Consider the following 26925-nt stretch of genomic DNA (forward strand, 5'->3'; position numbering starts at 1 on the left):
AAAGGCACGCCGGGCGTCCCACCGGCCCGGCGTGCCTTCCTCCCCCGTCCCCCCAGGTCTACGAAGTCGGCTCGGGCGTCAGCGTCTCGGAAGCCGGGGCCTCCGAGGAACGCGACCGTCGAGCGTCCTTCTTCGCGCGGCGCTTCTCTTTCCGCGTCTCGACCGTCGTGTACAGCGTCGGCACCAGGATCAGCGTCAGCAGGGTCGAACTGACCAGCCCGCCGATCACCACGATCGCCAGCGGCTGCCCGATGAACCCGCCCTGACCGGTCAGGCCGAGCGCCATCGGGACGAGCGCGAAGATGGTCGCCGCGGCGGTCATCAGGATGGGCCGCAACCGTCGCCTGCCGCCCTCGATCACCGCTTCGGACACGCTCATCCCCGAAGCCCGGTACTGGTTGATCAGGTCGATCAGCACGATCGCGTTGGTCACCACGATGCCGACGAGCATCAGCATCCCGATCAGCGCGGGCAGGCCCAGCGCGGTGCCGGTGGCCAGCAGCAGCCCGATCGCGCCGGTCGCCGCGAACGGGATCGACACCAGCAGGATCAGCGGCTGGAGCAGGCTGCGGAACGTCGCCACCATGATCAGGTACACGATCGCGACCGCGGCCAGCAGCGCGAGGAACAGGTTCCCGAAGGCTTCCTGCTGGTCCTCGCTGACGCCGCCGAGCTTGTACGCCGCGCCACCGGTGAAGGTCAGGCCGTCCAATTTGGACTGGATGGCCTTCGTGGTGGCGGCCAGGTCCGCGCCGGTGTTCTTGGCGGTGACCGTGGTGCTCAGCTCGCCCGAGGTGCGGTGCACCGCGGCCGGGCCGTCCACAGTGGACACGTTGGCGACCGAGTCGAGCCGGACGACGCCCGTCGCGCTCGGGATCGGCAGCGCCTTGACCGCGTCCACCGACACCGGGGCCGAGCCGGCGCGCAGCACGATGTCCGTGCGCTCGCCGTCCACCGGCAGCTGGGTCACCGTGCGGCCGGCGATCGCCTGGTTCGCGATCTGGCCGATCGTCGTCGCCGAAAGCCCGCTCGCGGCGGCCTTGGCGGCGTCGACCTCGACCTGCACGCGCGGCGAGCCCTGCGAGAGGTCACTGGTCACCTCGGTCAGGTCCGGCACCGAGGACAGGGCCTGGCGGACCTGCTCGGCGGCGGGCTTCAGCGAGGCCTCGTCGGGAGCGGTGACGGTGATCGAGACGCCGTCGGAGTTGAAGCCGCCCGCTTCGGCGCCGACCTTGACCTCGCCGAGTTCCGGCGCGCTCAGCTTGCCGCGCAAGCGATCCGAGAGCGCCTCGACGTCGGTGTCCTTGGCGACGGTGACCTGGATGCTGGTCGCCGTCCCGCCACCGCCGAAGAAGTTGCCCCCGCCGATGCTCACCTGATAGGTCTCGACGGCGGGTTCGGCGGCGAGCGCCTGTTCCACCGCGCCCGCGGCCTTCTCCTTGGCCTCGGGACTGGTGCCGGGCGGCAGCTTCTGCGAAAGGCTCAGCGTCGTCGAGCCGGACTGGTCGAGGAAGTTCGTGTTCAGCTGCGACGCGAGCCCGACCGTGCCGCCGAAGATGATCAGCGCCAGCAGCACCACGGTGACGCGGCGACGGGTGGCGAACTTGATCACCGGCACGTAGCCGCGCTGCAGCAGCCCGCGACGTTCCTTGTCCTCGGCCGCCTGGCGCGTGAGCTCGGCTTCGTGCTCGTTCGCGGGGGTCTTCGGCGGCTTGAGGAACCAGTACGCCAGCACCGGCACGATGGTCAGCGAGACCAGCAGCGACGCCAGCAGCGCCACGGTGACGGTGATCGCGAACGGCGAGAACAGCTCGCCGACGAACCCGCCGACGAAGGCGATGGGCAGGAACACCGCGACCGTGGTGAGCGTCGACGAGGTCACCGCGCCCGCCACCTCGCGCACGCCGTCGAGGACCGCGCGCTGTTTCTCCTCGCCGTACGCCAGATGTCGTTTGATGTTCTCCAGCACCACGATCGAGTCGTCGACGACCCGGCCGATGGCGATGGTGAGCGCGCCGAGGGTGAGCAGGTTCAGCGACAGATCACCGGTCCACAGCGCGAGCAGCGCCACGACCACCGAAAGCGGGATCGACACCGCCGTCACGAGTGTGGACCGCAGTGACATCAGGAACAGCAGGATCACGATGACCGCGAAAGCCAGGCCCAGCAGGCCTTCGGTGGTCAGCCCACTGATCGCGTCCTTGACCGGGGTTCCCTGGTCGAACACGACGCTCATCTCGGCGCCGATCTTCTTCGACAGCTCGGGCAGCCTGTCCCGCACGGATTCCGAGATCGCGACCGCGTTCCCGTTCTCCACCATGGTGATCGAGAGCCCGAGGCTCGGCTTGCCGTTGGTGCGCGTGATCGACGTCGGCGGCGCGAAGCCCGCCTGGACGTCCGCGATCTCACCGAGCTTCACCGGCTTGGGCGCCTGGGCACCGGGACGCGATCCCGGCGTCGCCGACGGCGTCAGGTAAAGGTTCTTGATCGTGTCCACTGTGGTCGGTCCGCCGCCGACCTGGACGGTGAGCGTCTTGTCGCCTTCGGTCAGCGTCCCGGCCGGGACGGCGGCACCGGCGGTCTGCAGCGTGGTGGCGATCGACGACGGGTCGACGCCCGCCGCGGCCAGCTTCGCGTAGTCCAGCGCGATGGTGACCCGCGGCTGCCGCGCACCGGTCACCTCGACCTCGCGGACGCCGTCGATCTTGCGCAGCTCCGGCGCGACCTCCCCGGTCAGCGCGGGCGCGAGGGCCTGTGGGTCACCGGTGGTCCCGGCGGCGAGCAGGACGACCGGGAGGTCGTCGGTGGAGCCCGCCGAAACGGTCGGTTCGCTGTTCTGCGGCAGCCGCGCCTTGACCCCGTCGACGACGCGCTGGATCTGCCCGACGGCCGCGTCGATGTCCGTGCCGAATTCGAACTGCGCGGTGATCCGCGACAAGCCCTCCGACGACGTCGAGTTCAGTTCTTCGAGCCCCTTGAGGCCCTGCAGCCCGCCTTCGAGCGGTTCGGTGACCTGACGGTCGACCGCGTCCGGCGACGCGCCCGCGTACGGCGTGATGATCTGCGCCTGCGGGAACTGCAACGACGGGAACAGCTGTTGCTTCAGCTGTGGCAGGGCGAAGGCGCCGAAGCCGATGACCACCAGGGCGAGCAGCCCGATGAGACTTCGGTTGCGCAGGCTCAGTCTGGCCAGCGTGGACATGACGGGATCCCCCAGAAAGGCGACTCGGGAACGTGCGGATTACCGCGAGCCTTTCATGGCGGAGGGCGGACTGGATTCACACCACGGGTGGAATCGGAGTACGACTTCGGGATGAGGTCATCCCCCGGCCGGTGTCAACTTCGCCGTTCTGTCACCTGATCGGCTTCGCTCTGCGTTTCTTCGTTCACCGATTGTTCCGAAGCGTGTTCGGCGTCACCGTCGGAAGAATCGCCGTTCGGACGGGGACGCCGGAGCGGGACGGTCGTGCGTTCCCACAGTTTGCGACCCTCTTCGGCGCGGATCCGTTCGCTGGCGCGTTCCATCTCCAGCCGCCGCCATTTCCGGCGCTGGCGTTTCGTCGCCTTGGCGGGCCACAGTTCTTGGATCGCGCTGTTGAAGTACGCGCCGCCGACCACCGCGAGCCCGATGAAGAACATCAGCAGCAGGAACGCGATCGGCGCGGCGAGCGCGCCGTAGGTGTAGCCGGTCTGGGTGATCCAGTTCAGATAGATCCGCAGGCCGATGCTGGAGAGCAGGAACACGACCATGGCGAGCATCGCGCCCGGCAGCCCGCGGTGCCACGGCAGCCTGCGCGGCAGGGACAGCTTGTACAGCGTCGTCAGCGCCAGCACGATCATCACGGCCAGCACCGGGTAGTAGAGCGTGCCGACCCAGTACGACACCGTGTCGCGCCAGTCGTTCGGGAAGAACTGGGGGAGCAGGTCCGGGCCGATCGCCAGCAGCGGCAGCCCGACCACCAGGATGACCAGCCCGGCCAGGTACAGCAGCAGCGCGAAGATCCGCTGCCAGACGTCGTTGCGGACGCCGTACTGGTCGTGCGCCACGGTGATCGCGTCGACGAACGACGACATCGCCGACGAGCCCGCCCACAGGGAGATCAGGAACCCGATGGAGACGATCTCGCCCTTGCCGACGAACAGGATGCTGTTGACCGTCGGCTCGATGATGTCGTGGACGGCGTTGTCGCTGAAGATCGTCTTGCTGAAGGTGATGATCCGGTCGTGGACCGCGGTCACGACCTCCTGGCCGAACCAGTCGCCGACGAAGCCGAGGCAACCGAGGAGCCCGAGCAGCAGCGGCGGCAGCGACAGCGTCTGCCAGAACGCGGCTTCGGCGGCCTCGGAGAAGATGTTGCCTTCCCAGGCCTTGTTGAGCGTGCGGCTGAGCAGGCGCAACGGTCGCCTGCGGGCCTTCGCGACCTCGGCGGCCGGCTCGTTCCGGCCGTTCTCCTCGCTCATGCAGCTCCTCCGCCGGCGCCGAGCGCCCTTGACGGGGTCCAGCATGGTCCATGTCCGGGCATTCGGCTCGTCACCCCTGGGTTTTCGGGTGAGTAAACCGACAACGGGGGTGGCGCTTCCGGCGTTCCACGGGCCCGGCAGGTAGGCTCACTGGAGTGCCCTCACCTCAGGCGCCGGCGTCGCGGCCGGATACCAAAGTGGGGGTTTTCGCTTGTGACAGGGCGGATGACCAGGGGTTTCGGGTGAGGGAGGAGGGGAACCGGCATGTCGGAAACGGTTGAGCGCAATCGAGGCGAGCTGGGCGCGCCTCCCGCGTCGAAGGACAGCACCGCCCGCCCGCTGCGTGCCTGGCAGCGCCGCGCGCTGACGAAGTACCTGACGAAGAAACCGAAGGATTTCCTGGCCGTCGCGACGCCGGGCGCGGGCAAGACGGTGTTCGGTCTCCGGATCGCCGCCGAGCTGCTGAGCGACCGGACCATCGAAGCGATCACCATCGTCGCGCCGACAGAGCACCTGAAGCACCAGTGGGCCGCCTCGGCGGCGGCCGCGGGGATCGCGATCGACTCGAACTTCCGCAACGGCGCCGGTGCCACCTCGCGCGACTACCAAGGTGTCGCGGTGACCTACGCGCAGGTCGCGGCGCATCCGACGCTGCACCGCGTGCGCACCGAGAACCGCAAGACGCTGGTCATCCTGGACGAGATCCACCACGGCGGTGACGCGAAGTCCTGGGGTGACGCGATCCGCGAGGCGTTCACGCCCGCCGTCCGCCGTCTCGCGCTGACCGGGACGCCGTTCCGCAGTGACGACTCGCAGATCCCGTTCGTCACCTACGAGCCCGACGGTTCGGGCTTCCAGCGCAGCAAATCCGACCACTCCTACGGCTACGCCGACGCGCTCGCCGACGGCGTGGTCCGGCCGGTCGTCTTCCTCGCCTACTCCGGTGAGGCCTCCTGGCGCACGAGCGCGGGGGAGGAGTTCACCGCGCGGCTCGGCGAGCCGCTGACCGCCGAGCAGAACGCGCGGGCCTGGCGCACGGCGCTCGACCCGGCCGGTGAGTGGGTCCCGGCGGTACTGCAGGCCGCGGACACGCGCCTCGCGCAGCTTCGCGCCAACGGCATCCCGGACGCCGGCGGCCTGGTGATCGCCACCGACCAGGACTCCGCGCGCGCCTACGCCAAGATCCTGGAGCGGCTCTCCGGCCAGACCCCGACGGTCGTCCTCTCCGACGACCCCAAGGCGTCCGGGCGGATCAAGGAGTTCTCCGACTCGACCGACCGCTGGCTGGTCGCGGTCCGGATGGTGTCCGAAGGCGTCGACGTCCCGCGCCTCGCCGTCGGCGTCTACGCCACGAGCGCGTCGACCCCGCTGTTCTTCGCGCAGGCCATCGGCCGGTACGTGCGTTCGCGCAAACCGGGCGAGACGGCTTCGGTCTTCCTGCCGAGCGTGCCGGTGCTGCTGGAACTGGCCAGCGAGCTGGAGGCGCAGCGCGACCACGTCCTCGGCAAACCGCACCGCGAGAAGGAGGGCTGGGAGGACGAACTCCTCGCCCAGGCCAACCGCACCGAGGACGAGCCGGGCGAAGAGGAGAAGGCGTTCACCTCGCTGGGCGCCTCCGCCGAGCTCGACCAGGTCATCTACGACGGCAACTCCTTCGGCACCGCGGTGTTCTCCGGTTCCGACGAGGAGCAGGAGTACCTCGGCCTGCCGGGGCTGCTCGAACCGGACCAGGTCCGCGCCCTGCTGCGGAAGCGGCAGGAGGAGCAGCTCTCGGACGAGAAGCGCCGGAAACCCAAGGCCGAAGAGGCGGCGCCGGTCGCGCGGCCGCAGTCGGTCAGCGAGCGGCTCGGCGCCCTGCGCAAGGAACTGAACGCCCTGGTGGGCGTGCACCACCACCGGACGCGGAAGCCGCACGGCGCGATCCACAACGAACTCCGCCGGATCTGCGGCGGCCCGCCGACCGCGATGGCGACGGTCGAGCAGCTCGAAGAGCGCATCGTCACCCTGCGTACCTGGTAGCGCCCCGTAAACGACGCTATGAAAGGCCCGTTGCTTGCAAAATTTGCAAGCAACGGGCCTTTCATAGCATCCGGGGGCAGGGCGGCGAGCAACCGTTGTCACGCTGAGTGAGTGGTGGCGGTCACACCGTCAACGGACCTAGACTTCGTACGTCTTGCTACGGCCACGTTGCCAAACCGTGTCCATTTGATGAGGCTTAATCGATTCAGCCGTCTTCCGCGAAACCCGTTCGGCGGCATATGTTGTCGCCCACAACATATGCGCGATGGTGCGACCGGTCCTCCAGGATCGCCGCCCGCGAGCAAGATCCGGAAGGAACGAGGATGCGCAGCAGAACCCTTACCCTCCTCGCCGCGACGGTGGGCGCCGGCCTGGTGCTCTCCGCCTGTGGCGCCAACTCCGCCGACTCGGGCAGCAGCAACTCCTCGCAGTCCGCCCCCGCTCCGGGCGGTGCCGCCGCCGGCGGCAAGGTCGGTGTCATCCTGCCGGAGACCGCCACCTCCGCGCGCTGGGAGTCCTTCGACAAGCCGTTCCTGACCAAGGCGCTCAAGGACGCGGGCTTCGACGCCGACGTCCAGAACGCGCAGGGCGACGTCCAGAAGTTCACCACGCTGGCCGACGGCATGATCGCGCAGAACGTCAAGGTCCTGATCATCGCCGCCATCAACGGCGAGGTCGGCTCGGCCGTCGCCAAGAAGGCGCAGGCCGCGGGCATCCCGACGATCGACTACGACCGCCTGAACCTCGGCGGCAGCTCCGACTACTACGTCTCGTTCGACAACGAGAAGGTCGGCCAGCTCCAGGGCCAGGGCCTCGCCGACGCGCTGAAGGACAAGAAGGGCGCCGAGGTCGTCATGATCGAGGGTGCCCCGACCGACAACAACGCGACGCTGTTCGCCAACGGCCAGAAGTCCGTCCTGCAGCCGAAGTTCGCCAGCAACGACCTCAAGCTCGTGCGCGAACAGGCCATCGACAACTGGGACAACCAGAAGGGCGGTCAGACCTTCGAGCAGATCCTGACCGACAACAAGGGCAAGGTCGACGGCGTCGTCGCCGCGAACGACGGTCTCGCGGGCGCGGTCATCACCGTGCTGAAGAAGAACGGCCTCAACGGCAAGGTCCCGGTCACCGGCCAGGACGCCACCGCGGACGGCCTCATGGCCATCCTGCGCGGCGACCAGTACATGACCGTTTTCAAGCCCATCAAGGAAGAGGCCGAGGCCGCGGCGAAGCTCGCCGTCCTGCTGGCCAAGGGCGACAAGGCGGGCGCCGACGCGCTGGCCACCGGCAAGGCGAAGGACCCGAAGGGCAACCGCGAGGTCAAGTCCGTGCTCCTCGAGCCGAAGCTGACCACCAAGGACGGCGTCAAGGAGGTCGTGACGCAGGGCTACGTCAAGGCGGCCGAGATCTGCGGCGGCGACCTGGCCGCGGCGTGCACGCAGCTCGGCATCTCCTGACCCGTTAATCCAGACGACCGGGCCGGGGCGTACTCCCGACAGCGCGCCCCGGCCCGGTTCCCACCCGGGAGAATTCGAGAAACCCCCATGAGCGAACCCATCCTCGAACTGAAGCAGCTGAACAAGAGCTTCGGGCCGGTCCACGTCCTCCACGACGTGGACTTCAACGTGCGCGCCGGTGAGGTCACCGCGCTCGTCGGCGACAACGGTGCCGGCAAGTCCACTTTGGTCAAGTCGATCGCCGGCATCCACGGCTACGACTCGGGCACGGTGAAGTTCCAGGGCGAGCAGGTGCACATCCACGGCCCGCGCGACGCCGCGGATCTGGGGATCGAGGTCGTGTACCAGGACCTCGCCCTCGCCGAGAACCTCGACATCGTGCAGAACATGTTCCTCGGCCGCGAACGCGGCAGCAAATGGCTGCTCGACGAGGCCAGCATGGAGAAGGCCGCGCGCGAGACGCTCGCCTCGCTTTCGGTCCGCACCGTGAAGTCCGTCCGCACACCGGTTTCGGCCCTCTCGGGTGGGCAGCGGCAGACCGTCGCGATCGCCAAGTCCGTGCTGTGGGACTCGAAGGTCGTCCTGCTCGACGAGCCGACCGCCGCACTCGGTGTCGCGCAGACCCGTCAGGTGCTCGACCTCGTCCGCCGCCTCGCGGAACAGGGCCTCGGAGTGGTGCTGATCAGCCACAACATGGCCGACGTCTTCGAGGTCGCCGACCGTATCGCGGTGCTCTACCTCGGCCGTCTCGTCGCCGAGGTGCACACCAAGGACGTCACCCACGGCCAGGTCGTGGAACTGATCACCGCCGGCCGCTCCGGCGACCTCGGCCTTGCCCGCCCCGAAGCCGCCGTCCTGTGAGTGAGAAAGAACCGGAAATGACTGAGACTCCTGCAAAGCCCGCCTCGCCGGAGGGGGGCAAGTCGGCGGCTTCCGCGCTCAACCCGTCGGCGGCCATCACGGACTTCGGCATCGACACGACATCGATGTCAACGGGTGAGGCGATCGGCGACTACTTCTCCCGGCTCAAGGCGGGACAGCTGGGTTCGCTGCCCGCGCTGCTCGGCCTGCTCGTCCTGGTGATCGTGTTCGCCTCGCTGTCGGACACCTTCCTGACGATGAACAACATCGCGAACCTGATGGCGCAGGGCGCCGGCAAGGCGATCATCGCGATGGGCATCGTGTTCGTGCTGCTGCTCGGCGAGATCGACCTGTCCGCGGGCACCGCGTCCGGCGTGACCGCCGCCGTCCTCGCGATGCACTACGTGCGCAACGGAAACCTGCTGGGCGGGATGGGGAACGGCGTGTTCATCACGTTCCTCGTGGTGCTCGCGATCGCCGGTCTGCTCGGGGTGATCCTGCGGATCTGGGCGGGTGTCGGGTTCGCCGTGCTCGCCATCGTGCTGGTGCTCTCGGGAGCGGCGGCCAACCCGTGGATCGAGATCGTGCTCGCGATCAGCGTCGGTGGCGCGATCGGTGTCCTCACCGGTTTCCTCGTCTCCAAGATCGGCATGCCGTCGTTCGTCGTGACGCTGGCGCTTTTCCTTGCCTGGCAAGGTGTCATCCTCCAGTTCATCGGTGAGGGCGGCACGCTCGGCATCAGCACCTCGGACGTGCTGTTCAAGGTCGCCAACGGCAACCTGTCCACTTTGGGCAGCTGGATCCTGTTCGTGGTCGCCGCCGGTGGTTTCGCCGCGGTGAGCCTGGGTCAGCACTTCTCGCGGCTCAAACGCGGCCTGGTCACCCAGCCGACGCCGATGGTGCTGTTCAAGGTCGGCGCGATCGCGGTCGTCGCGGCCATCGCGACCTATCTGCTCACGATCAACCGCGCGCCCAACCCGAACATCGTGATCTCCGGTGTCCCGTACGTCGTGCCGATCGTGCTCGCGCTGCTGGTGCTCGGCACCTACGTGCTCAACCGCACGCAGTACGGCCGCCACATCTACGCGGTCGGCGGCAACCGGGAAGCGGCCCGCCGCGCCGGTATCAACGTCGAGAAGATCCGCGCTTCGGTGTTCGTCATCTGCTCGGCGGTGGCGGCGATCGGCGCGATCGTCTACTCGTCGAAGGTCGGTTCGGTCGACCCGCAGGCCGGTGGCCTCAACACGCTGCTGTTCGCGGTCGGCGCCGCCGTCATCGGTGGTACCTCGCTGTTCGGCGGCAAGGGCCGGGTCGTGGACGCGGTGATCGGTGGCCTCGTGCTCGCGGTCGTCGAGAACGCGCTGGGCCTGCTGAAGCAGTCGGCGGCGGTGGTCAACATCGTCACCGGTCTGGTGCTGCTGCTCGCGGCAACGGTGGACGCGCTGTCCCGGCGCCGCGCGGCTGCGTCGCCGCGCTGAGTCCGCATGGAATGATGAAGTCCGTGACCAGCACACCCGTTGCACGACCAGACGAGGTGCGCAGGCACAACCGCACGACCCTGCTCCGGTTGCTGCACGTCAGCGGCCCGAGCACCAGGGCGACCCTGGCCACCGAGCTGGGGCTCAACCGCAGCACCATCAAGACCCTCGTCGACGGCCTCGCGGAAGCGGGCGTCGTCGAGGAGAGGGTCCCCAGGCCGGGACGAGGGGCGGGCCGCCCCTCGCTCCTGGTCCTGCCCCAGCCGCACGCGGCGGTGGTGCTCGCGGTCGACCTCCAGGTCGAACACGTGGCGATCGCGCTGGTCGGGTTCGGCGGCCAGATCCTCGGGCGCAACAGCTGGAACCTCCGCGGCCGGATGCGGGAGGCCGACGAGGTGATCACGCACGTGATCGAGTCGACCACCATGCTGGCGGGCGATCTCGGCGTGCAGCCGATCGCGGTGGGGGTGTCCGTGCCCGGCGTCGTCCGCCGGGGGGACGGGCACGTCCACGAGGCGCCCAACCTGCGCTGGACCGACGTGGCGCTCGGGGAACGGCTCGGCGGTGTGCTGCGCGTCCCCGTCCTGGTCGGCAACGACGCCGAACTCGGCGCCATCGCCGAACACCTGCGCGGCGCCGCGCGGGGCTCCTCCGACGCCGTGTACGTCTCCGCCGACGTCGGGGTCGGGGGAGGGATCATCGCGGACGGCTCGTCGCTGCGCGGCGGCTCCGGGTACGTCGGCGAGATCGGGCACATGGCGATCCGTCCGGGCGGCCGTCCCTGCTACTGCGGGTCCAGTGGTTGCTGGGAGACCGAGGTCGGCGAGGCGGCCCTGTGCCGCGCGCTCGACCTGCCCGAGGACACCCCGCGCGGGGCGATCCTGTTCGAACTCCGTGAACTGGGCCGGGACCCGCACGCGGCCGAAGAGCGGCTTTCGGAGTTCGCGGAATGGCTGACGCTGGGCCTGGTGAACGTGGTCAACCTGCTCGGCCCGCAGCTGGTCGTGCTGGGCGACCTGCTCACCGTGCTGCCCGATTCGGTCGTGCGGTCGGTGGCGGCCGAGGTCCGGCGGCGGAGTCTCGTCAGCCGCGCCGTGGGCGGGACTCAGATCGTGAGTTCCGCGCTGGGTGCCGACGTGAAGCTGCTGGGTGCCGCCGAGGCGGCCTTCGAGATGATCCTGGACACGGTCTAGGTCCGCAGAAGACCGGAGAGCAGGGCCACCAGAGCGGCGAGGGACTTCTCCTTCGCCGCTTCGGGGTCTTCGGCGTGCGCGATCATCAGCGCGGCCTCCGCGCAGGCGCTCAGCACCAATTGCGCCAGCTCCGGGATCGGCGCCGCGACCAGCCGCCCGTCCGCGGCGACGCCCTCCAGGATCTCCGTGATCAGGCCCAGCCCGTACCGGTTCTCCAGCTCGCGCCATTCCTGCCAGCCGAGGACGGAGATGGCGTCGGTGAGCGAGATCCGCACCACCTCGGGCCGCAGGCACAGGTCGAGGAAGCGGCTCAGCGCGCCGAGCGCCGCCGCCCACGGGTCGTCAGCCGAGCGCAGGACGTCCTGGAGCTCCTCGGTGATCTCCGTTTCGATCTGCTCGATCACGGCGCGGAACAGCCCCTGCTTGTCCCCGAAGTGGTGATAGAGCGCGCCACGGGTGACGCCCGCGGCCCGGACGATCTCGTCGGCGGGCACGGCGGCGTAACCCGGATCGGCGAACAGCGTCCGCGCCGCGGTGATCAGCGCGGTCTGCGTCGACTGCGATCGTTCGGTCTGGCTACGTCGTGGCGTGGGCACGCAGGAATTCCACCACCATGCCGCTCAGCCGCTCCGGCTGGTCCTCCGGCACGAAGGTGTACGAGTCCTCGATCGTCTTCAGTTCCGCGTTCGGCAGGACATCCGCGAGCTTGCGGCCCAGCCGCAGCGGGAAGTGCCGGTCCTCGGGCGCCCAGACCAGCAGCACCGGCTTCTCGAACGCGGGGAGCCGTTCGGCCGCCGTCAGCGTGTAGCGCTTGTCGATGCCCGCCATGAAGCGGCGCAGGTCGTCACGGATCTCCGGGCTCCGCCTGCTGGGCAGCAGGTAGGCGTCGAGGATGTGGCCAGGCACCGGATGCTTGATCGCCCAGACGAAGTTCGTGGCCCTCAGCAGCGCTCGCGACCGCATCACCTGCACGAGTGACCAGGTGCCGCCGGGGATCCGCGCCAGCGGGCTCAGCGCCGCGAACATCGGCGGCAGGAACCGCTCGAAGCAGTCCGACGGGGTCAGCACGACCCGGCCCACCCGGTCCGGGGCCGTGGTCATGAGCAGTTGCGTGAGCGCGCCGCCGGTGTCGTTCGCGACCACGGTGACGTCGGTCAGGTCGAGCGCTTCGAGGAATCGTGCGATGAGCGCGGCGACCCCGGGCGGGCTCAGGTCGGCGCCGGGGACCGGGACGTCGTGCGAGCCCAGCGGCCAGTCCGGGGTCAGGCAGCGGAAGCCGGCACCGGCGACCGCGGGGACCACCTTGCGCCAGAGCAGGCCGTTGGTCAGCAGTCCGTGCACGAAGACCACGGGAGGGCCTTCGCCGCGGTCGCGGTAGCGGATACGGGCGGCGCCGAGGTCCACCTCGTGCACCTCGCCCAGGAGGTCGCTGGTCGTCATGCTCATTAACATACATTCTGTATGTATGTATTTACAAGACAAAAACAGGGCGGCCGGCTCTCTCCCTGGGGAGTAGCCGGCCGCCGGTGGTCGTGGACTGGTGGACTACCGCTGAATGTCCGCGGACATTTCTTTGAGCTTCGTTTCGTGTGCGCGGGCGTGGTGACCACAGAAGAGCAACTCGCCACCGGTGCTGAGAATGGCTCGAACCTGGGCTGCAGCTCCACACCGGTCGCATCGGTCGGCAGCGGTCAGTTCGGGGCGGGTGAGCGTCGGTGAAGTCATTGGAGTCTCCCTCCGTCCCGGCACCGGTGACCCGGTGCCATCGATCCAGCTACGACCACTTCGGCACTGATGCCGGAAACGTTCGTTCCCGGCCCCGCCGTGTTCGTGCTTCCACTCTTCCAGACGTTTGGCGACCCGCAAGTGTTCCCGTGCGGGTGTCTCATTTGTCACTGGTAATTACCTCGGATGCCGTAGCGTAATCACGCAACGTAGGAGAAGACTCCCCGCCGAACCGGCTTTTCCCACGTCAGGCACCATGCGAGGGTGGGTATCGCAGTCGTCCGGCACCGCCTCTCGAGCGTGCCGGCGCCGTTCTTGTTCGTTCTCAGCGGAATTTCCATGTACGCCGGTGCGGCCGTCGCCGTAGGTCTCTTTTCGGTCGCCTCACCCGCGGGGGTGGCATGGCTGCGCTGCCTCGGCGCCGCGGTGGTCCTCCTGGCGTGGCGCAGGCCACCCCGTTCCGCGTGGACCGGCCGCACGTTCCTGCTCGCGGGCGCGTTCGGCATCGTCACCGCCGGGATGAACGTGCTCTTCTACGAGGCGATCGCGCGGCTGCCCCTCGGCACCGCGGTCGCCCTGGAGTTCGCCGGGCCCGTCGTGGTGGCGGCTTTCGGCTCGCGGAGCCGTCGCGACGTCTTCGCGCTGCTGCTGGTGGTGGCCGGGGTGATCGCCATCGCGGACGTCCGGCTCGAAGGCAGCCTGCTCGGCGTGCTCTTCGCGCTGGGCGCGGCGGCCGCCTGGGCCGGGTACATCCTGCTCGGGAAGCGGGTGGCGGTCGGCGGGAACGGGATCGACGGGCTGGCCGTCGGGTTCGCCGTCGGCACCGTGGTGCTGTCGCCGCTGGCGTTCGGCACCGGCGCGGTGTGGGGTTCGCCACGTCTGCTGCTGCTCGGCATCGGGGTGGGCGTGCTCTCGACCGTCGTGCCGTACGCCCTCGACCAGGTGGTCCTGCGCAAGGCCGGGCAGGCGCGGTTCGCGCTGCTGCTCGCGTTGCTGCCGGTCACGGCGGGCGTGGTCGGCTTCCTGTGGCTCAAGCAGGTCCCGGCCCTGCCCGAGGCGCTCGGCACGCTGGCCGTCGTCGCCGGGGTGGCGCTGCGGTCGCCGAGGAAAGACGATGGCTCGGCGCCGCTCTGAGCGGGATACTGACCAGCCTGTGGCGCTACCACCATCAGGAGGACCCGTGGCCGAGATCCGGCGGGCCGGCACCGTCGAAGAGGTCGTCGCCGCCCAGCACCTGTTCGACGGCCCCGCGGACCGCGCGGCGTCCGAGAAGTTCCTCGCGGGGGAGGAGAACCACCTGCTGATCGCCTACGAGGACGGCGAACCCGCGGGGATGATCACCGGTACCGAGGTGACGCATCCGGACAAGGGCACCGAGATGTTCCTCAACGAACTCGACGTCAGCCCGGATTACCAGCGGCGCGGGATCGGCCGCGACCTGGTCGACGCGCTGGCCGGGGTCGCGCGGAAACGAGGGTGCCGGGGAATGTGGGTCGGCGTCGAAACGGACAACGAGGCCGCGCTGGCGACCTACGCTTCGGCCGGTGCGGCGAACGAAGGCCGGTTCGTCATGCAGTCGTGGACGTTCGACGACTGATGTCCTCCGGAATCGACGGCGACCGGACCGGTCTGTCCGGTCGCCGCTGGCTGCCCGGCGGCGAACATCTCGTCGCCGTCGCACGAGCCGAACTCCCGCAGAAGGACGGGCTCGCCGGGCCGTTCGCGACGCTGGCCGCCCTGCGCGCGGCGGGTTTCGACGTCACGGACCAGGACGAGGTCGCGGCACTGGCGGGCGCCACCCAAGAGGGTCTGGCGCGGGCGATCGGGACGCTGTCGGGAGGACGGCTCGTCGCGGTGCCCGCCACCGGCGACTGGGCGCCGCAGTCGTTGTTCATGCTCCTGGCCGCGCTCTGGCCTCTGCCGCGGGTCGCGCTGATCGCGGAGGTCGACCCGGCCGAATTCGGCGCGCACGACACCCCGGTGCGGGCGCTGCTCGACTACCTCGACACGGGTGTCCCGCCGCTGTGGTCGTCCCGCTGGCGTCCGGCGACCGCGCATTCCGTACTGGTGGCCGGGATGCGGATCGGCGCCGAAGGAACCCTGGTGTCCATTATGGACGGTTATCCGTCCTTGGGGGACAACGGGTTGCACGACCAGCCGGTGGAATGGCTGGCCGCGGCGCTGCACCGGATGCTGGTCGTGGTGGACGACGGCGACGCCGGGGCCGCCGTCGCCGCTATCACGACGGCAGGTCTGTGGAGCTGAGGCCGTCCTTCGCGAAGCGGGAGTGCTTGCGCCCGTAGAGGACGTAGATCAGCAGGCCGAGCGCCATCCACGCGGCGAACCGCAGCCAGGTCATCACGTCCAGGTTGAGCATCAGGTAGAAGCACGCCAGCGCCGCCACGATGGGCAGGTAGGGCGAGAACGGCACGGTGAACGGGCGCTCCAGATCGGGGCGGCGCTTCCGCAGCACCGGGACCGCGACCGCGACGATGATCATCGCCGACAGCGCGCCGATGCTGACCATGTCGGCGAGTTCGGAGATCGGCACGAACGCGGCCAGCACCGCGATCAGCACGGCACCGGCGATGGTCATCCGGTGCGGGGTGCCCCAGCGCGGATGCGCGGTGCCGAACTTCTTCGGCAGCAGGCCGTCGCGGCCCATCGCGAACCCGATCCGGCCGATCGTCACCAGTTCCACCATCATCACCGACGTCAGCCCGGTGACCGCGCCGAGCGAGATCAGCGCGCCCACCCAGTGCTGCCCGACCCGGTCGAAGGCGTCGGCCAGCGGGGCGCCCGTGTCGATCTCGGTGAACGGCACCATCCCGGTCAGCACCAGCGAAACCCCGATGTAGAGCAGCGCGCAGACACCGAGCGCGCCGAGGATCCCCACCCGCAGATCGCGTTTGGGGTTCACGGTCTCCTCGCCGAGGTTGGCGAGCGCCTCGAAACCCGTGTACGCGAAGAAGACGACCGCGGCGGCCGTCACCATCCCGGCGATGCCGTAGACGGACTGTTCCAGGCCGAGGACGGCTTGCACGATCGGCTGGTGCAGCGCCCCCGCCGTGTCCGTCGGCGGCTGGGCGGTCGGGATGAACGGCGTGAGGTTCTCGCCGCGGATGTAGAACACGCCGACCGCGAGGATCAGCACGCACACCGCGACCTTGACCAGCACGAGCACATTCGTCACCCGCGCCGATTCCTTGATCCCGATCACGGCGATCACGGTCAGCACGGCGATGATCGCGACCGCGCCGATGTTCACCTTCGCGTCTTCGCCGAACCAGTCGGGCGAAAGCCCCATCAGATTCGCGAGGTATCCGGACCAGCCGCGCGACACGACAGCCGCGCCGAGGGCGAATTCGAGCAGCAGGTCCCAGCCGATGATCCAGGCGAACGTCTCGCCGAGCGTGGCGAAAGCGTAGGTGTACGCGCTTCCGGCCGTCGGCACGCTGGAGGCGAGTTCGGCGTAACAGAGGGCGGCCAGCCCGGCCACGACGGCGCCGAGCACGAACGACAGCGTGACCGACGGGCCCGCGTGGGTCTTCGCCTCGACACCGGCGAGGGTGAAGATCCCGGTGCCGATGATGATGCCGACCCCGAAGCCGATCAGATCGCGCCCGTGCAGGCGCCGTTTCAGCTCACCCGAGTCCTGTCGCTTCAGGACTTCGTCCACGTCCAGAGTTCGCCGCATGAAGGGTCACGCTAGAAGATCGCCGCCCACCTCGCAGATCGGTGGGAGCTCAGTCGTCCAGGACGACGCCGTTCTCCTGCGCCAGGATCGCCGCCTGCACCCGCGACCGCAGCTCCAGTTTCGTCAGCACCCGCGAAACGTGCGTTTTCACCGTGGTCTCGCCGATGTGCAGCCGCGTGCCGATCTGCGCGTTGGACAGGCCTCCGCCCAGGCACGCCAGGACTTCGCGCTCGCGTTCGGTCAGGTCGTCGAGCCCGTCGGGGACGAGGGAAGGTTCGCGGGTCCCCGCGGCGAACGCGGCGATCAGCTTCCGCGTGACCTGTGGGGCGAGCACCCCTTCGCCCGCCGCGACCAGTTTCACCGCCTCGATCAGCCGCGACGCCTCCACCGACTTCAGCAGGAACCCGGCCGCTCCGGCCCGCAGCGCGGCGTGGACGTACTCGTCGAGGTCGAAGGTGGTCAGCACGAGGACTTCGCACAGGTTCTCGGCGATCAGTTCCCGCGTGGCCGCGATGCCGTCGACGCCGGGCATCCGGACGTCCATCAGCACGACGTCCGGCTTCAGCGCCTTCGCCTGCCGGACGGCGGTGGCGCCGTCCGCGGCCTCGCCGATCACCTCGATGCCCTCGGCGTTGCCGAGGATCATCATCAACCCGGCGCGGATCGCGCCGTGGTCGTCGGCGACCAGCACTTTGATGTTCCCGTCGCTCAAGACCCCTCCAGAGGCAGTTCGGCACGGACCAGCCAGCCACCGCCGGACGGCCCGGCGGCGAGAGTGCCGCCCACCGCGGCGGCGCGTTCCCGCATGTTCAGCAGGCCGAGTCCGGTCCCGCCGTCGTCACCCGAGCCGGAGCCGGGACGGAGATCGTTGCGCACTTCGACGGTGAGTATGCCTCCGTGTGCGCGGATGTCGAGCAGCGCCCGCCCGCCCGCGGCGTGCTTCGCCGCGTTGGTGAGCGCCTCCTGCGCGATCCGGTACGCGGTCAGATCGATCGCGGCGGGCAGGGCCGGGGACTCGTCCACGATGGACCCGACCTCGACCGCCAGCCCGCTGGCGCGCGCCGATTCGACCAGTTTGGACAGTTCGGCCAGCCGGGCGGGCGCGGTCGCCTCGATCTCGGGGTTCCCGGTGGCGGGATCCGCGCGCAGCAGCCCGATCATCGCGCGCATCTCCTCCAGCGCGCTCACGCTGTTCTCCCGCACCGATTCCAGCACCTTCCTGGACAGCTGCGGGTCGGCGGTGGACATCGTCAGCGCGGCCTCGGACTGGATGGCGATCGCCGACAGGTGCCCGGCGATGACGTCGTGCAGGTCCCGCGCCATCTTGGAGCGTTCCCCGGCCACCGCGACCTTCCGGTCCATCTCGCCGATCTTGGCCAGCTGCACCGCGTTCGCCCGTTCGTTCTCGGCGATGTCCCGCTGCTGCCGCACGTTCGCCGCCCACCACACCGGGGTGACCAGGAACGGCAGCAGCGCGAACGCGACGATGACCGCGGTCCGCCACTGCGCGGTGAAAAGGAGCGCCAGGCAGACCACCCCGAGCGTCCCCAGCGCGGCGATCCCGATCATCAGCCTGCTGGTGCGCCGCGAACCGTAGAGCGTCGCCGCGTACAGGAAGTCCGTGAAGACGACGATGATCGGCAGCGAGGGCCCGAAGGTGGCGTCCACGCCGACCACGACCAGCGAGCACAGCAGCGCCAGCGGGACCTTGCGGCGCAGGACCTGCAGCGAGCACAGCACGGTCAGTTCGGTCAGCCGGATCCACAGTGGTGTCGTGTCCGGGCCGTTGAGCAGTACCTGCATCCCGCTGAGGTAGACCAGGACGCCGAGTACCCACGTCCCCGCCGCGATGACGAGGTCCTGCTTCCACAAGGGAAGGTGGCGCAGGCGTGGGAAGAACGTGGGCACCCGTCCATCCCAGCACACCGGGCCGCGCGACGGGGTCCTACTAACTGATGACGGTGATCTCGTGCCGTACGCCGACGCGGAGCCGCCGGACGCGAGCCAGACTCGGACCGTGAACAAGATCCTGGACTTCATCGCGGAAAACCCCATGGCGGCCGTGGTCGCCGGCGGGGAGATCGGCTTCTGGGTCGCCATCGTCGCCGGCCTGGTGGCCCGCTATCTGTTCAAGCTGAAGCGGACGAGCATCGTGCTCCTGCTCCTGACCCCGGTGATCGACCTCGTCGTCCTGGTCGCGACGGTCATCGATCTGCAAAACGGCGCGAAGGCGAACTTCGTGCACGGTCTCGCCGCGGTGTACCTGGGCTTCAGCGTGGTGTTCGGGCACTCGATGATCAAGTGGGCCGACGTGCGCTTCGCCCACCGGTTCGCGGGCGGGCCGCCACCGCCGCCCAAGCCGAGGGGCCGGGCGAAGGCGCGTGCCGAATGGCATGACTGGTTCAAATGCGTGCTGGCCTGCGGGCTCGCCGCGGGGGTGCTGCTCCTGCTGATCGCGATGGTCGGTGACACCGAGCAGGTCGACCCGCTGTGGGGCTGGCTGCCGAGGCTGGGTGTCGTGACGGCCATCTGGTTCGCCACCGGACCGCTGTGGCAGGAGCTGTCTCCCAAGGACGACGACCGGGTCAAGGAAGGGGCGCGACGATGATCGAGCTGCTGGGAATCCTCCTGCTGGTGCAGGGCGGGGGCGGGCTGATCAACCGGCTGCTGGGCAGCAGCAACCCGAGCTGGTTCGTCCAGCTCCATCTGCTCCCGCCGGGGATGCACGTCGTGGCGAGCGCGCTGATGGTGGCCGCGGGCGTGGGGGTGCTGTTCTCCGAACGCGCCCGCAAGCAGCGCCGCCGGTCAGAGTGACACGAGCACCTGCAGGACGCCGAGAACGATGGTGACGACCGTCAGCACGACGGTCACCACGGTGAGCCGCGTGACCCGCGCGCTCACCGTGTTCTCGTAGGCGTACCTGGTCTCCTCGTCCATCGCCTCGGCCTGGCGGTCGAGCTGGGCGATGATCCGCTCGACGCCCATGCTGGTGACCAGGCGGCGCTCCAGCGAGTCGACCTCGGGCGGGAGCACCGAATGCAGCATTTCGAGGATGTCGTCGAGTGAGCCCCGGAGCAGCCGGGTGCGGCTCGCGCCCTTTCTGATCGACGCCAGCCATTGGTCGGCCAGCGCCATCCGGATCAGGACCCGTTCGAGGATGAAGAGCATCCCGTGGTCGAGCCCGCCGATGTCGCTGTCGATGCCGAAGTACGGTTCGGCCGCGCCGAACGGGCCGCGCATCAGCTCGTCCTGGTGCTCGACGTACTCGGAATCCTTGCTGTTGAGGCAGACGATCCCGCCTGCCATCGTGTACGCGGCGACGAAGGACCGCGTGCCCCAAGACGGGCCGAGCGCGTCCCTGGCGACCTCGCGGGGCACGAATCGCCAGCCCTCGTCGCTGGTCGCCAACCCGTAGTACGGCCGGGGATCGGCGGCGACCCGCTGGGCGGGCGGATGCCCGTCGTGGGACCGCAGCTCGACGCACCAGCCCTTGCGACCGAGCCCCTCGGTCAGGCCGCAGCCCTTGGTCAGGTCCTCGAAGATGTGCGTGACGGCTTTGAGCAGCGAGGGGAAGGACTTCTCGCCGTAGCCGCCGTGCAGCCCGTCCTCCCCGTTCGTCGTCTCGCGGCCTTGGAGGCTCTGCAGCACGGCGATGGCGAGATCGAATTCGGCGGCGGGCCGGTCCACGGCCGGTCCGGTGATCGTGGTGGCGAGGACCAGCGTCATCGCGTGATAGGCCGGATGCCAGGTGACGACGAGTTCGCACGGCAGGCTGACCCCGCCGACGCGGATCGACAGCCGCGAACCGCCGGTGCGTTTCCGCAGCACGCGACGGAGCGGCGGAGTGGTGTAGCTGGTGAGGAAGTTCTCCGCGGCGGCCCATTCCTCGCCGAGCTTCCCGTCGAGATGGACCAGCAGGCCGCGATCCCGGCCGCCGTCCAGCACCTTCGCCGCCTCCTTCTCGGACAGCGGGACCGCCCAGGCGAAGGTGAGGAGGACCGCGGTCACGCGCGTTCGCGGCGCAGCAGGGTGACCAGATCCCGGCCGAGGTGGCGGCGCAGCGGGCCGGAGGCGTTGACCAGCTCGTCGCGGTCGATGTGCTCGTCGGCGGGACCGAGATCGTCGAGGACGTGGTAGGTCCACTCCCACTCGGTGCGCCAGCCCGCCGCGGCGGCGTCGGCGGCGACCTCCGCCGGGTCGAGGTAGTGGACGGGGAGCGCCGGGCCCTCGCCGTCCCGCAACGCCTTGTCGAACTCTTCGCGCGACACGCGGCGCGAGCGGACTTCGCCACCGGCCTCGACGCTGTCGAGACTGAACGCGCCTTGCCCGAGCGGCGACCGGCTGTGGGCCAGCACCAGTGCGCCGCCGGGCGCGGTGATCGCGGCCAGCCGTCGCAGGATCGGCACGACGTCGGGCGTCGGCACGTGCTGGATGACGTGACTGCAGATCACGAGGTCGTACGGGCCGCCACCCAGTTCGGTGATCGGTGAGACGGCGAAGGAGAACTCGGTGTCCTCGACGACGGTCTCGCTCGCCTTCGCGAGCCTGTCCGGGTCGGGGTCCGCGGCGGTGATGTCCGCGGAGAACCCCGCGAGCCAGGGGAGGAGGCGGCCCTCGCCGCAGCCCGCGTCGAGCGCTTTGACCTCTTCGCGCGGGCCGAGGATCCCGGCGAGCTTTCCGGCGACCTTGCCGAGCGCGCGGTCCTCACTGGCCGTCCAGTAGCCGTCATAGGGCTCGTGCCGTCGGATGAACATCCCGGTGACGTGGTCGCCGGTGTCCGGGTAGCGGTAGCTCTCGGTCAGCACGTCGCGAATATAGCCGGATTCGCGGTCTTTCCGTGTCCTGACGCGTTTGTATCGAAAGTATGCGCGCGGCCGGGAGGCTCGCGGCATGAAGAGGCTGGGACTTCTCGCTTCACTTCTGCTGGTGTTCGCCCTCGTCCCCGGGGTCGCCTCCGCCGCGGCCGCCTTCCCGAGGATGGACGCGGCCACGGTCGACGGCTACCGCTGGACGCCGGGTTCGGCCTTCGACGTCTACGGCGCCCGGATCGCCGCGCTGGAGAAAAAGCTCCCGCCGCGCGGCTTGCCGGAGATCCTGTCGTCGGCCAACCGGAAGGCGCGGCCGCTGTGCCACGGCACGTATCTCGCGGCCGCGCTGAAACCGGCGGGATTCTGCTGGGAGGACGCGGGCGACGACAAGACCAACGACTGGATCCCGCAGGGACTGACCGGTTCCGGCGACGCCGACGCGGCGACCGGCAAGGTCGGCGGCAAGCGGGTCGTGGCGACGTCCTGGCACACGCCCGGCGACACCATGGTCCGGCTGTCCTTTGTGGACGCCACCGGCCTGGGGTACCGGCACGTCCTGCTCGTCGAGCCCACGTCGGACGACAACTTCGCCGTCGTGCAGGGACACGGGCACGGGATGACCTGGATCGGGAACCGGCTGTTCGTCGCGACGACCGGTGGAGTGGTGCGGGTCTTCGACACGACGCACTTCTGGAAGGTCGACGACAGTTCCGGCGTCGTCGGGAAGGGCCCGGACGGCAAGTACCACGCGGCGTTCTACGACTACGCGATGCCGCAGGTCGGCGCCTACTGGTACCCCGGCGGCGGAACGTGCACCACCGCGACCGGACCGCGGCCCTGTCTGTCGACGATGTCGTTCGACCACGGTGACAGCTCGATCGTGACCTCCGAACACGTGCCCAAGGCGGCGGGCAGCCGGGTGCTGCGGTGGCCGTTCGACCGCGCGACCGGCCTGCCGAAGCTGTCGGCCGACGGCACCGTGCACGCGAAGGAAGGATTCGTGTCGCCGGTGTGGGGCATGCAGGGAACGGTGGCGCGCAACGGGTACTTCGTGATGACCGGCACCTGCCCCGAGTACGCCGGGGTGGCGGGTGACCATCCGGCGTGCCTGCACGGTGGCGTCGGCGGCACCTCGACGTCGAGGCTGAGCGGGAAGGCGCCGGTGAACTCCCAGAACCTGTCGTACTGGCCGGCGACGGGGGAGCTGTGGCTGATGAACGAGCAGCTCCGGGAACGGGTGACCGTGCACGTCCCGTGGACCACGCTGACCGGGAGGCCCTGAGCTCACGGGGTGAAGTCCCAGCGCGTGGCGCCGTACGGTTCGGCGCCCGCCACGCCGATGGCGCGGTGCAGGGTGAGGCGGTACAGGTGCCACGGCGGGGCTCCCGCGCTGGGCGCGCTGAAAGGAGCCGTGAGCGCGTCGCCCTCCACCGTCGCGGGCCAGCCGCCCGTCCGGTAGACCGCCGCCACCCGCTCCAGCGTCGCGGGTTCGGTGACCCGGCGCGCCTCGCCTTCCATCGTGAGATCGATTCCCCGCAGGCGCACCGAAACGGCGCATGCCGGGTTCACCGCCAGGTTGCGGGACCGGCGAGTGCCCGGCCCGCCCTTGAAGTACAGGGTGTCGTCCAGCCAGACGGCACCGACACCCGCCGAGTGCGGCCGCCCGTCGGGTCGCACGGTCGTCACGAAGAAGGTCAGGTCGGCGGTGGGAGTGTCCTCGGTGAGGATGTCGCGGGGGCGGCTCCAGGGCAGTTCCGCGGAGCCGTAGCGGTCGAGGTTCTTGGTCGCGTGAGGTTTCGTCATACCAACGCGTCGAACGGGCGGGCCGCGAATCGACAGCGGACGCGAAAAACCCCGTCACCGGAAAACGGTGACGGGGTTTTCGTGAGCCTGGGACCTAGTCCAGGTAGTCGCGCAGCACCTGCGAACGCGACGGGTGACGCAGCTTCGACATCGTCTTCGACTCGATCTGCCGGATGCGCTCACGGGTCACCCCGTACACCTGGCCGATCTCGTCGAGCGTGCGCGGCTGGCCGTCGGTGAGGCCGAACCGCAGCCGCACCACACCTGCCTCACGTTCGGACAGCGTCTGCAGCACCGACTGGAGCTGGTCCTGCAGCAGCGTGAACGACACCGCGTCGACCGCGACGACGGCCTCGGAGTCTTCGATGAAGTCACCGAGCTGCGAGTCGCCCTCGTCGCCGATGGTCTGGTCGAGCGAGATCGGCTCGCGGGCGTACTGCTGGATCTCGAGGACCTTCTCCGGGGAGATGTCCATTTCCTTCGCGAGCTCTTCGGGGGTGGGCTCGCGACCGAGGTCCTGCAACAGCTCACGCTGTATACGGCCGAGTTTGTTGATGACCTCGACCATGTGCACCGGGATACGGATGGTGCGGGCCTGGTCGGCCATCGCGCGGGTGATCGCCTGACGGATCCACCAGGTGGCGTACGTGGAGAACTTGTAGCCCTTGGTGTAGTCGAACTTCTCGACCGCGCGGATCAGACCGAGGTTGCCCTCCTGGATCAGGTCCAGGAACGCCATGCCACGACCGGTGTAGCGCTTGGCCAGCGAGACCACGAGCCGGAGGTTCGCCTCCAGGAGGTGGTTCTTCGCCCGCTCACCGTCACGCACGATCCACTTGAGGTCGCGCCGCATCTGGGTGACGAGTTTCTCGCCCTCCTCCTCGGCGTTGCGGACGCGTTCGGCGGCGTAGAGCCCGGCCTCGATGCGCTTGGCGAGCTCCACCTCCTCCTCGGCGTTCAGCAGGGCGACCTTGCCGATCTGCTTGAGGTACGCGCGGACCGAGTCGGCCGAAGCGGTGAGCTCGGCGTCCTTACGGGCCTGGCGCAGCGCCTCGGACTCTTCCTCGTCCCAGACGAAGTCCGGGTTGTCGGAGGTCTTTCCGGCGTTCTTGTCGGTCGAGGTGCGGCGACCGCGGGGAGGCGTCTCTTCGACGTCCTCCTCGGACTCCGCGTCCTCTTCCGTCTCCTCGGTGACGGTCGCGTCGACGACGTCCACCTCGACCTCTTCGAGGTCGGACAGATCCGGGGTTTCGAGGTCGGCTTCGTCGAGCTCGCCAGGACCGTCTTCCGGTTCGCCGTCTTCGGTCTTGGCGCCCTTGGTGGTGGGTTTCTTGGCCGGAGCCTTCTTCGCCGGGGCCTTCTTCGCGCCTGCCGCCTTGGCGGCGGTCTTGCGCGCAGCGGGCTTCGCCTCGCCGGTGGCTGCCTCGTCGGCCGGCTCGCCGGTTGCGGTCGCTGTCTTCGTCCCGCTTCGGGTTGCGGTTCTTGCGGCTGCCACTTACGCCCTTTCGCAGCGGTCGAACATGACGAGCCGAGGCGTGATGGTCTCGGCTGCCTCAAACTTCGGGGAACACCCCTCGGCCTGCGGTTTCCCTCGTTCTCGTGGGTGCCGCCGCCGTGGGCCGTGTTCCATTGTAACGACGATACGTGACAGCGTCGCGGCGCGGATCACCACCCGGCGGGCGCGACACGCCGTCCGACCCGCCGAAGTGACATCCGCGGCGCGGATGTCAGCACGGGCGCGTCAGTGCTCGATGCCCTCCGCGGCGGCGGCCGCCGCGCCGACGATGCCCGCGTTGTTCTGCAGGGACGCGACGAGCACCGGCGTGCGGATGTCCAGCAGCGGGACCCACTTGTGCGACTTCTTGCTGACCCCGCCGCCGACGATGAACAGATCCGGCCAGATCAGGTTTTCCAGCACGGTGAGATACCTGTTCACCCGTTCCGCCCATTGGGGATACGACAGGTCCTCGTTGTCCTTCACCGACGCCGCGGCCTTCTTCTCCGCGTCGAAACCGTCGACCTCGATGTGGCCGAACTCCGTGTTGGGCACGAGCTTGCCGTCCTGGAAGACCGCGCTGCCGATGCCGGTGCCGAAGGTCAGCAGCGCCGTCACGCCACGCCGCGCGACCGGGTCGCCCCAGCGGATCTCGGCCATGCCCGCGGCGTCGGCGTCGTTCAGCATCGCGATGTCGTCCACGCCGCGGCCGAGGCGCTTGGCGAACAGGGCGTCGGCGTCGGTGCCGATCCACTTGTGGTCGATGTTGGCCGCGGTGTGCGCGACGCCCTTCTTGACCACCGCGGGCAGCGTGACCCCGACGGGCCCGTCCCAGCCCGCCTGGCCGGTGATCTCCGCGACGACGTCCGCCACCGCCTCGGGCGTCGACGGCTTCGGCGTGTCGAACCGGATCCGGTCGCCGATCAGCTGTCCCTCCGCCAAGTCGACCAGCGCGCCCTTGATCCCGCTGCCGCCGATGTCGATACCGAAACCTCGGGTCGCCTCCACCACGGACGTGGTCCCTTCTCGCACGATTCAGAAGCCTGCCTCGGAGACTTTAACCGGATGTGGTGACATGGCGGACGTGGGAGTTGACGAGACGTTGCTGAAGGGTGTCGCCGAGCGTGTCGCGGGCGAGGCCGCCGAACTGGTCCACGAGGCCTGGACCGGGATGAACGCGGGCCGCGAGGTGCGGGTGGACACCAAGTCCGCCGACACCGACGTGGTGACCGCGGTGGACCACGAGTCGGAACGGCTGGTGCGCGCGCGGCTCGCCGAACTGCGCCCGGACGACGCCGTGCTCGGCGAGGAGGGCGGAGGGGTCGCCGGCGACGGGGTGACCTGGGTGGTCGACCCGATCGACGGGACGGTGAACTTCCTCTACGGCCTGCCGTGGTTCGCCGTGTCGGTGGCCGCGCAGGTCGGCGGGGTGTCGGTGGCGGGCGCCGTCGTCGAACCGGTCAGCGGGCGCCGCTGGACCGCCGCGCGCGGGCAGGGCGCGTTCCTCGACGGGCGGCCGCTGTCGGTCAACTCCCCGGAACGGCTCGATCTGACGCTCGTCGGCACCGGATTCGCCTACAAGGTGGAACGGCGTACGAAGCAGGCCGGGTTCGTCGCCGAACTGGCCACCCGGGTCCGCGACATCCGGCGCAACGGCGCCGCCTCGCTCGACCTGTGCGCGGTCGCGGCGGGCTGGCTGGACGCCTACGTCGAACACGGCCTCGGGCAGTGGGACTGGGCCGCGGGAGCGCTCATCGCCGCCGAGGCGGGGGCCCTGGTCTCGCTTCCGGGTGAAGACGCCGAGCTGGGACCGGACGCGACCTTCGCGGTTGCGCCCTCGATCGCGACGCCGCTACGTCAAGCGCTGATCGACTCGGGCGTCGGCGTGATCTAACGGGTGCCGGACGCTATGAAAGGCCCGTTACTTG

General features: G+C 69.5%; 25 protein-coding genes. 12 read left to right on the plus strand and 13 right to left on the minus strand.

The genetic code is table 11. The features are described from left to right. Positions 1-58 precede the first annotated feature (58 nt). Both BKN51_RS05475 and BKN51_RS05480 read right to left on the minus strand, forming a co-directional pair. The gene (locus BKN51_RS05475) at positions 59-3202 is read right to left on the minus strand and encodes an efflux RND transporter permease subunit (protein WP_101606582.1); all 3144 of its coding nucleotides are present in this window, start codon (positions 3200-3202) and stop codon (positions 59-61) included. A gap of 134 nt (positions 3203-3336) precedes the next feature. Next, positions 3337-4461 (minus strand): YihY/virulence factor BrkB family protein, encoded by a 1125-nt coding sequence (locus BKN51_RS05480; RefSeq protein WP_101606583.1) that lies wholly within the window; start codon positions 4459-4461, stop codon positions 3337-3339. A 264-nt stretch (positions 4462-4725) separates the two neighbouring features. Here BKN51_RS05480 and BKN51_RS05485 point away from each other — a divergent pair, with 264 nt between their 5' ends. From BKN51_RS05485 to BKN51_RS05505, 5 genes are all read left to right on the plus strand, one after another. Beyond that, positions 4726-6480 (plus strand): DEAD/DEAH box helicase, encoded by a 1755-nt coding sequence (locus BKN51_RS05485; RefSeq protein ID WP_101606584.1) that lies wholly within the window; start codon positions 4726-4728, stop codon positions 6478-6480. A 323-nt stretch (positions 6481-6803) separates the two neighbouring features. Further along, complete coding sequence (locus BKN51_RS05490) at positions 6804-7937, plus strand: sugar ABC transporter substrate-binding protein (RefSeq protein WP_101606585.1); 1134 nt, start codon at positions 6804-6806, stop codon at positions 7935-7937. Positions 7938-8024: 87 nt separating this feature from the next. Further along, the gene (locus BKN51_RS05495; RefSeq protein WP_101606586.1) at positions 8025-8798 is read left to right on the plus strand and encodes an ATP-binding cassette domain-containing protein; all 774 of its coding nucleotides are present in this window, start codon (positions 8025-8027) and stop codon (positions 8796-8798) included. A gap of 17 nt (positions 8799-8815) precedes the next feature. After that, complete coding sequence (locus BKN51_RS05500; protein WP_101606587.1) at positions 8816-10276, plus strand: sugar ABC transporter permease; 1461 nt, start codon at positions 8816-8818, stop codon at positions 10274-10276. 11 nt (positions 10277-10287) lie between these two features. Then, positions 10288-11469: an ROK family transcriptional regulator gene (locus BKN51_RS05505; protein WP_101606588.1), complete on the plus strand. Its 1182-nt coding sequence runs from the start codon at positions 10288-10290 to the stop codon at positions 11467-11469. On the opposite strand, the gene BKN51_RS05510 is transcribed toward BKN51_RS05505, so the two are convergent. From BKN51_RS05510 to BKN51_RS44125, 3 genes are all read right to left on the minus strand, one after another. Next, entirely contained in the window at positions 11466-12065 is a 600-nt protein-coding gene (locus BKN51_RS05510) for a TetR/AcrR family transcriptional regulator (RefSeq protein ID WP_101606589.1), read from the minus strand. The two genes, BKN51_RS05505 and BKN51_RS05510, sit on opposite strands and share 4 nt — an antisense overlap. Continuing rightward, positions 12046-12909, minus strand: coding sequence for an alpha/beta fold hydrolase (locus BKN51_RS05515; protein WP_101613060.1), 864 nt, complete (start codon positions 12907-12909; stop codon positions 12046-12048). Before BKN51_RS05515 ends, BKN51_RS05510 begins: the two co-directional genes overlap by 20 nt. 105 nt (positions 12910-13014) lie before the next feature. Further along, entirely contained in the window at positions 13015-13194 is a 180-nt protein-coding gene (locus tag BKN51_RS44125; RefSeq protein ID WP_016332937.1) for a DUF7455 domain-containing protein, read from the minus strand. A gap of 339 nt (positions 13195-13533) precedes the next feature. On the opposite strand from BKN51_RS44125, the gene BKN51_RS05525 reads away from it, so the two are divergent. Genes BKN51_RS05525 through BKN51_RS05535 form a run of 3 tightly spaced genes read left to right on the plus strand, consistent with a single transcriptional unit; the run spans position 13534 to position 15459 of the window. Then, entirely contained in the window at positions 13534-14328 is a 795-nt protein-coding gene (locus BKN51_RS05525; protein WP_101606590.1) for an EamA family transporter, read from the plus strand. Between the two features lie 46 nt (positions 14329-14374). Beyond that, positions 14375-14791, plus strand: a complete 417-nt coding sequence (locus BKN51_RS05530) for a GNAT family N-acetyltransferase (protein ID WP_101606591.1) — start codon at positions 14375-14377, stop codon at positions 14789-14791. Then, on the plus strand, positions 14791-15459 hold the full coding sequence (locus tag BKN51_RS05535; protein WP_101606592.1) for a DUF6885 family protein: 669 nt from the start codon (positions 14791-14793) through the stop codon (positions 15457-15459). Before BKN51_RS05530 ends, BKN51_RS05535 begins: the two co-directional genes overlap by 1 nt. On the opposite strand, the gene BKN51_RS05540 is transcribed toward BKN51_RS05535, so the two are convergent. From BKN51_RS05540 to BKN51_RS05550, 3 genes are all read right to left on the minus strand, one after another. After that, the gene (locus tag BKN51_RS05540; protein ID WP_101613061.1) at positions 15434-16873 is read right to left on the minus strand and encodes an APC family permease; all 1440 of its coding nucleotides are present in this window, start codon (positions 16871-16873) and stop codon (positions 15434-15436) included. The genes BKN51_RS05535 and BKN51_RS05540 overlap by 26 nt on opposite strands. A 67-nt stretch (positions 16874-16940) precedes the next feature. Continuing rightward, complete coding sequence (locus BKN51_RS05545; RefSeq protein WP_101606593.1) at positions 16941-17603, minus strand: response regulator; 663 nt, start codon at positions 17601-17603, stop codon at positions 16941-16943. Then, the gene (locus BKN51_RS05550; protein ID WP_101606594.1) at positions 17600-18799 is read right to left on the minus strand and encodes a sensor histidine kinase; all 1200 of its coding nucleotides are present in this window, start codon (positions 18797-18799) and stop codon (positions 17600-17602) included. Before BKN51_RS05550 ends, BKN51_RS05545 begins: the two co-directional genes overlap by 4 nt. Positions 18800-18908: 109 nt before the next feature. Here BKN51_RS05550 and BKN51_RS05555 point away from each other — a divergent pair, with 109 nt between their 5' ends. Continuing rightward, a complete protein-coding gene (locus BKN51_RS05555; protein WP_101613062.1) occupies positions 18909-19499 on the plus strand; it encodes a hypothetical protein in 591 nt (196 codons plus the stop codon). Further along, complete coding sequence (locus BKN51_RS05560) at positions 19496-19705, plus strand: hypothetical protein (protein WP_101606595.1); 210 nt, start codon at positions 19496-19498, stop codon at positions 19703-19705. Before BKN51_RS05555 ends, BKN51_RS05560 begins: the two co-directional genes overlap by 4 nt. Here BKN51_RS05560 and BKN51_RS05565 read toward each other — a convergent pair. Beyond that, positions 19697-20899, minus strand: a complete 1203-nt coding sequence (locus BKN51_RS05565) for a hypothetical protein (RefSeq protein WP_101606596.1) — start codon at positions 20897-20899, stop codon at positions 19697-19699. The genes BKN51_RS05560 and BKN51_RS05565 overlap by 9 nt on opposite strands. Beyond that, positions 20896-21696, minus strand: a complete 801-nt coding sequence (locus BKN51_RS05570) for a class I SAM-dependent methyltransferase (RefSeq protein ID WP_101606597.1) — start codon at positions 21694-21696, stop codon at positions 20896-20898. Before BKN51_RS05570 ends, BKN51_RS05565 begins: the two co-directional genes overlap by 4 nt. A gap of 85 nt (positions 21697-21781) precedes the next feature. Here BKN51_RS05570 and BKN51_RS05575 point away from each other — a divergent pair, with 85 nt between their 5' ends. After that, complete coding sequence (locus tag BKN51_RS05575; protein ID WP_101606598.1) at positions 21782-22981, plus strand: hypothetical protein; 1200 nt, start codon at positions 21782-21784, stop codon at positions 22979-22981. 2 nt (positions 22982-22983) lie between these two features. Here BKN51_RS05575 and BKN51_RS05580 read toward each other — a convergent pair whose 3' ends face one another. From BKN51_RS05580 to ppgK, 3 genes are all read right to left on the minus strand, one after another. Beyond that, positions 22984-23502, minus strand: a complete 519-nt coding sequence (locus tag BKN51_RS05580; RefSeq protein WP_101606599.1) for a pyridoxamine 5'-phosphate oxidase family protein — start codon at positions 23500-23502, stop codon at positions 22984-22986. A gap of 94 nt (positions 23503-23596) precedes the next feature. Continuing rightward, positions 23597-24997: an RNA polymerase sigma factor gene (locus BKN51_RS05585; protein ID WP_101606600.1), complete on the minus strand. Its 1401-nt coding sequence runs from the start codon at positions 24995-24997 to the stop codon at positions 23597-23599. A gap of 246 nt (positions 24998-25243) precedes the next feature. Beyond that, entirely contained in the window at positions 25244-26005 is a 762-nt protein-coding gene (gene ppgK / locus BKN51_RS05590; protein WP_168214538.1) for a polyphosphate--glucose phosphotransferase, read from the minus strand. A gap of 67 nt (positions 26006-26072) precedes the next feature. Here ppgK and BKN51_RS05595 point away from each other — a divergent pair, with 67 nt between their 5' ends. After that, entirely contained in the window at positions 26073-26891 is an 819-nt protein-coding gene (locus BKN51_RS05595; RefSeq protein WP_101606602.1) for an inositol monophosphatase family protein, read from the plus strand. The last annotated feature ends 34 nt before the right edge of the window (positions 26892-26925 follow it).

The organism is Amycolatopsis sp. BJA-103, from assembly GCF_002849735.1.
Taxonomy (GTDB): domain Bacteria; phylum Actinomycetota; class Actinomycetes; order Mycobacteriales; family Pseudonocardiaceae; genus Amycolatopsis.

What these genes read in the sequence shown, in the direction of transcription:
- BKN51_RS05475 (WP_101606582.1), bottom strand. Translation starts at nt 3,202, where the DNA reads ATGTCCACGCTGGCCAGACTGAGCCTGCGCAACCGAAGTCTCATCGGG.
- BKN51_RS05480 (WP_101606583.1), bottom strand. Translation starts at nt 4,461, where the DNA reads ATGAGCGAGGAGAACGGCCGGAACGAGCCGGCCGCCGAGGTCGCGAAG.
- BKN51_RS05485 (WP_101606584.1), top strand. Translation starts at nt 4,726, where the DNA reads ATGTCGGAAACGGTTGAGCGCAATCGAGGCGAGCTGGGCGCGCCTCCC.
- BKN51_RS05490 (WP_101606585.1), top strand. Translation starts at nt 6,804, where the DNA reads ATGCGCAGCAGAACCCTTACCCTCCTCGCCGCGACGGTGGGCGCCGGC.
- BKN51_RS05495 (WP_101606586.1), top strand. Translation starts at nt 8,025, where the DNA reads ATGAGCGAACCCATCCTCGAACTGAAGCAGCTGAACAAGAGCTTCGGG.
- BKN51_RS05500 (WP_101606587.1), top strand. Translation starts at nt 8,816, where the DNA reads ATGACTGAGACTCCTGCAAAGCCCGCCTCGCCGGAGGGGGGCAAGTCG.
- BKN51_RS05505 (WP_101606588.1), top strand. Translation starts at nt 10,288, where the DNA reads ATGATGAAGTCCGTGACCAGCACACCCGTTGCACGACCAGACGAGGTG.
- BKN51_RS05515 (WP_101613060.1), bottom strand. Translation starts at nt 12,909, where the DNA reads ATGACGACCAGCGACCTCCTGGGCGAGGTGCACGAGGTGGACCTCGGC.
- BKN51_RS44125 (WP_016332937.1), bottom strand. Translation starts at nt 13,194, where the DNA reads ATGACTTCACCGACGCTCACCCGCCCCGAACTGACCGCTGCCGACCGA.
- BKN51_RS05525 (WP_101606590.1), top strand. Translation starts at nt 13,534, where the DNA reads ATGTACGCCGGTGCGGCCGTCGCCGTAGGTCTCTTTTCGGTCGCCTCA.
- BKN51_RS05535 (WP_101606592.1), top strand. Translation starts at nt 14,791, where the DNA reads ATGTCCTCCGGAATCGACGGCGACCGGACCGGTCTGTCCGGTCGCCGC.
- BKN51_RS05560 (WP_101606595.1), top strand. Translation starts at nt 19,496, where the DNA reads ATGATCGAGCTGCTGGGAATCCTCCTGCTGGTGCAGGGCGGGGGCGGG.
- BKN51_RS05575 (WP_101606598.1), top strand. Translation starts at nt 21,782, where the DNA reads ATGAAGAGGCTGGGACTTCTCGCTTCACTTCTGCTGGTGTTCGCCCTC.
- BKN51_RS05580 (WP_101606599.1), bottom strand. Translation starts at nt 23,502, where the DNA reads ATGACGAAACCTCACGCGACCAAGAACCTCGACCGCTACGGCTCCGCG.
- BKN51_RS05595 (WP_101606602.1), top strand. Translation starts at nt 26,073, where the DNA reads ATGGCGGACGTGGGAGTTGACGAGACGTTGCTGAAGGGTGTCGCCGAG.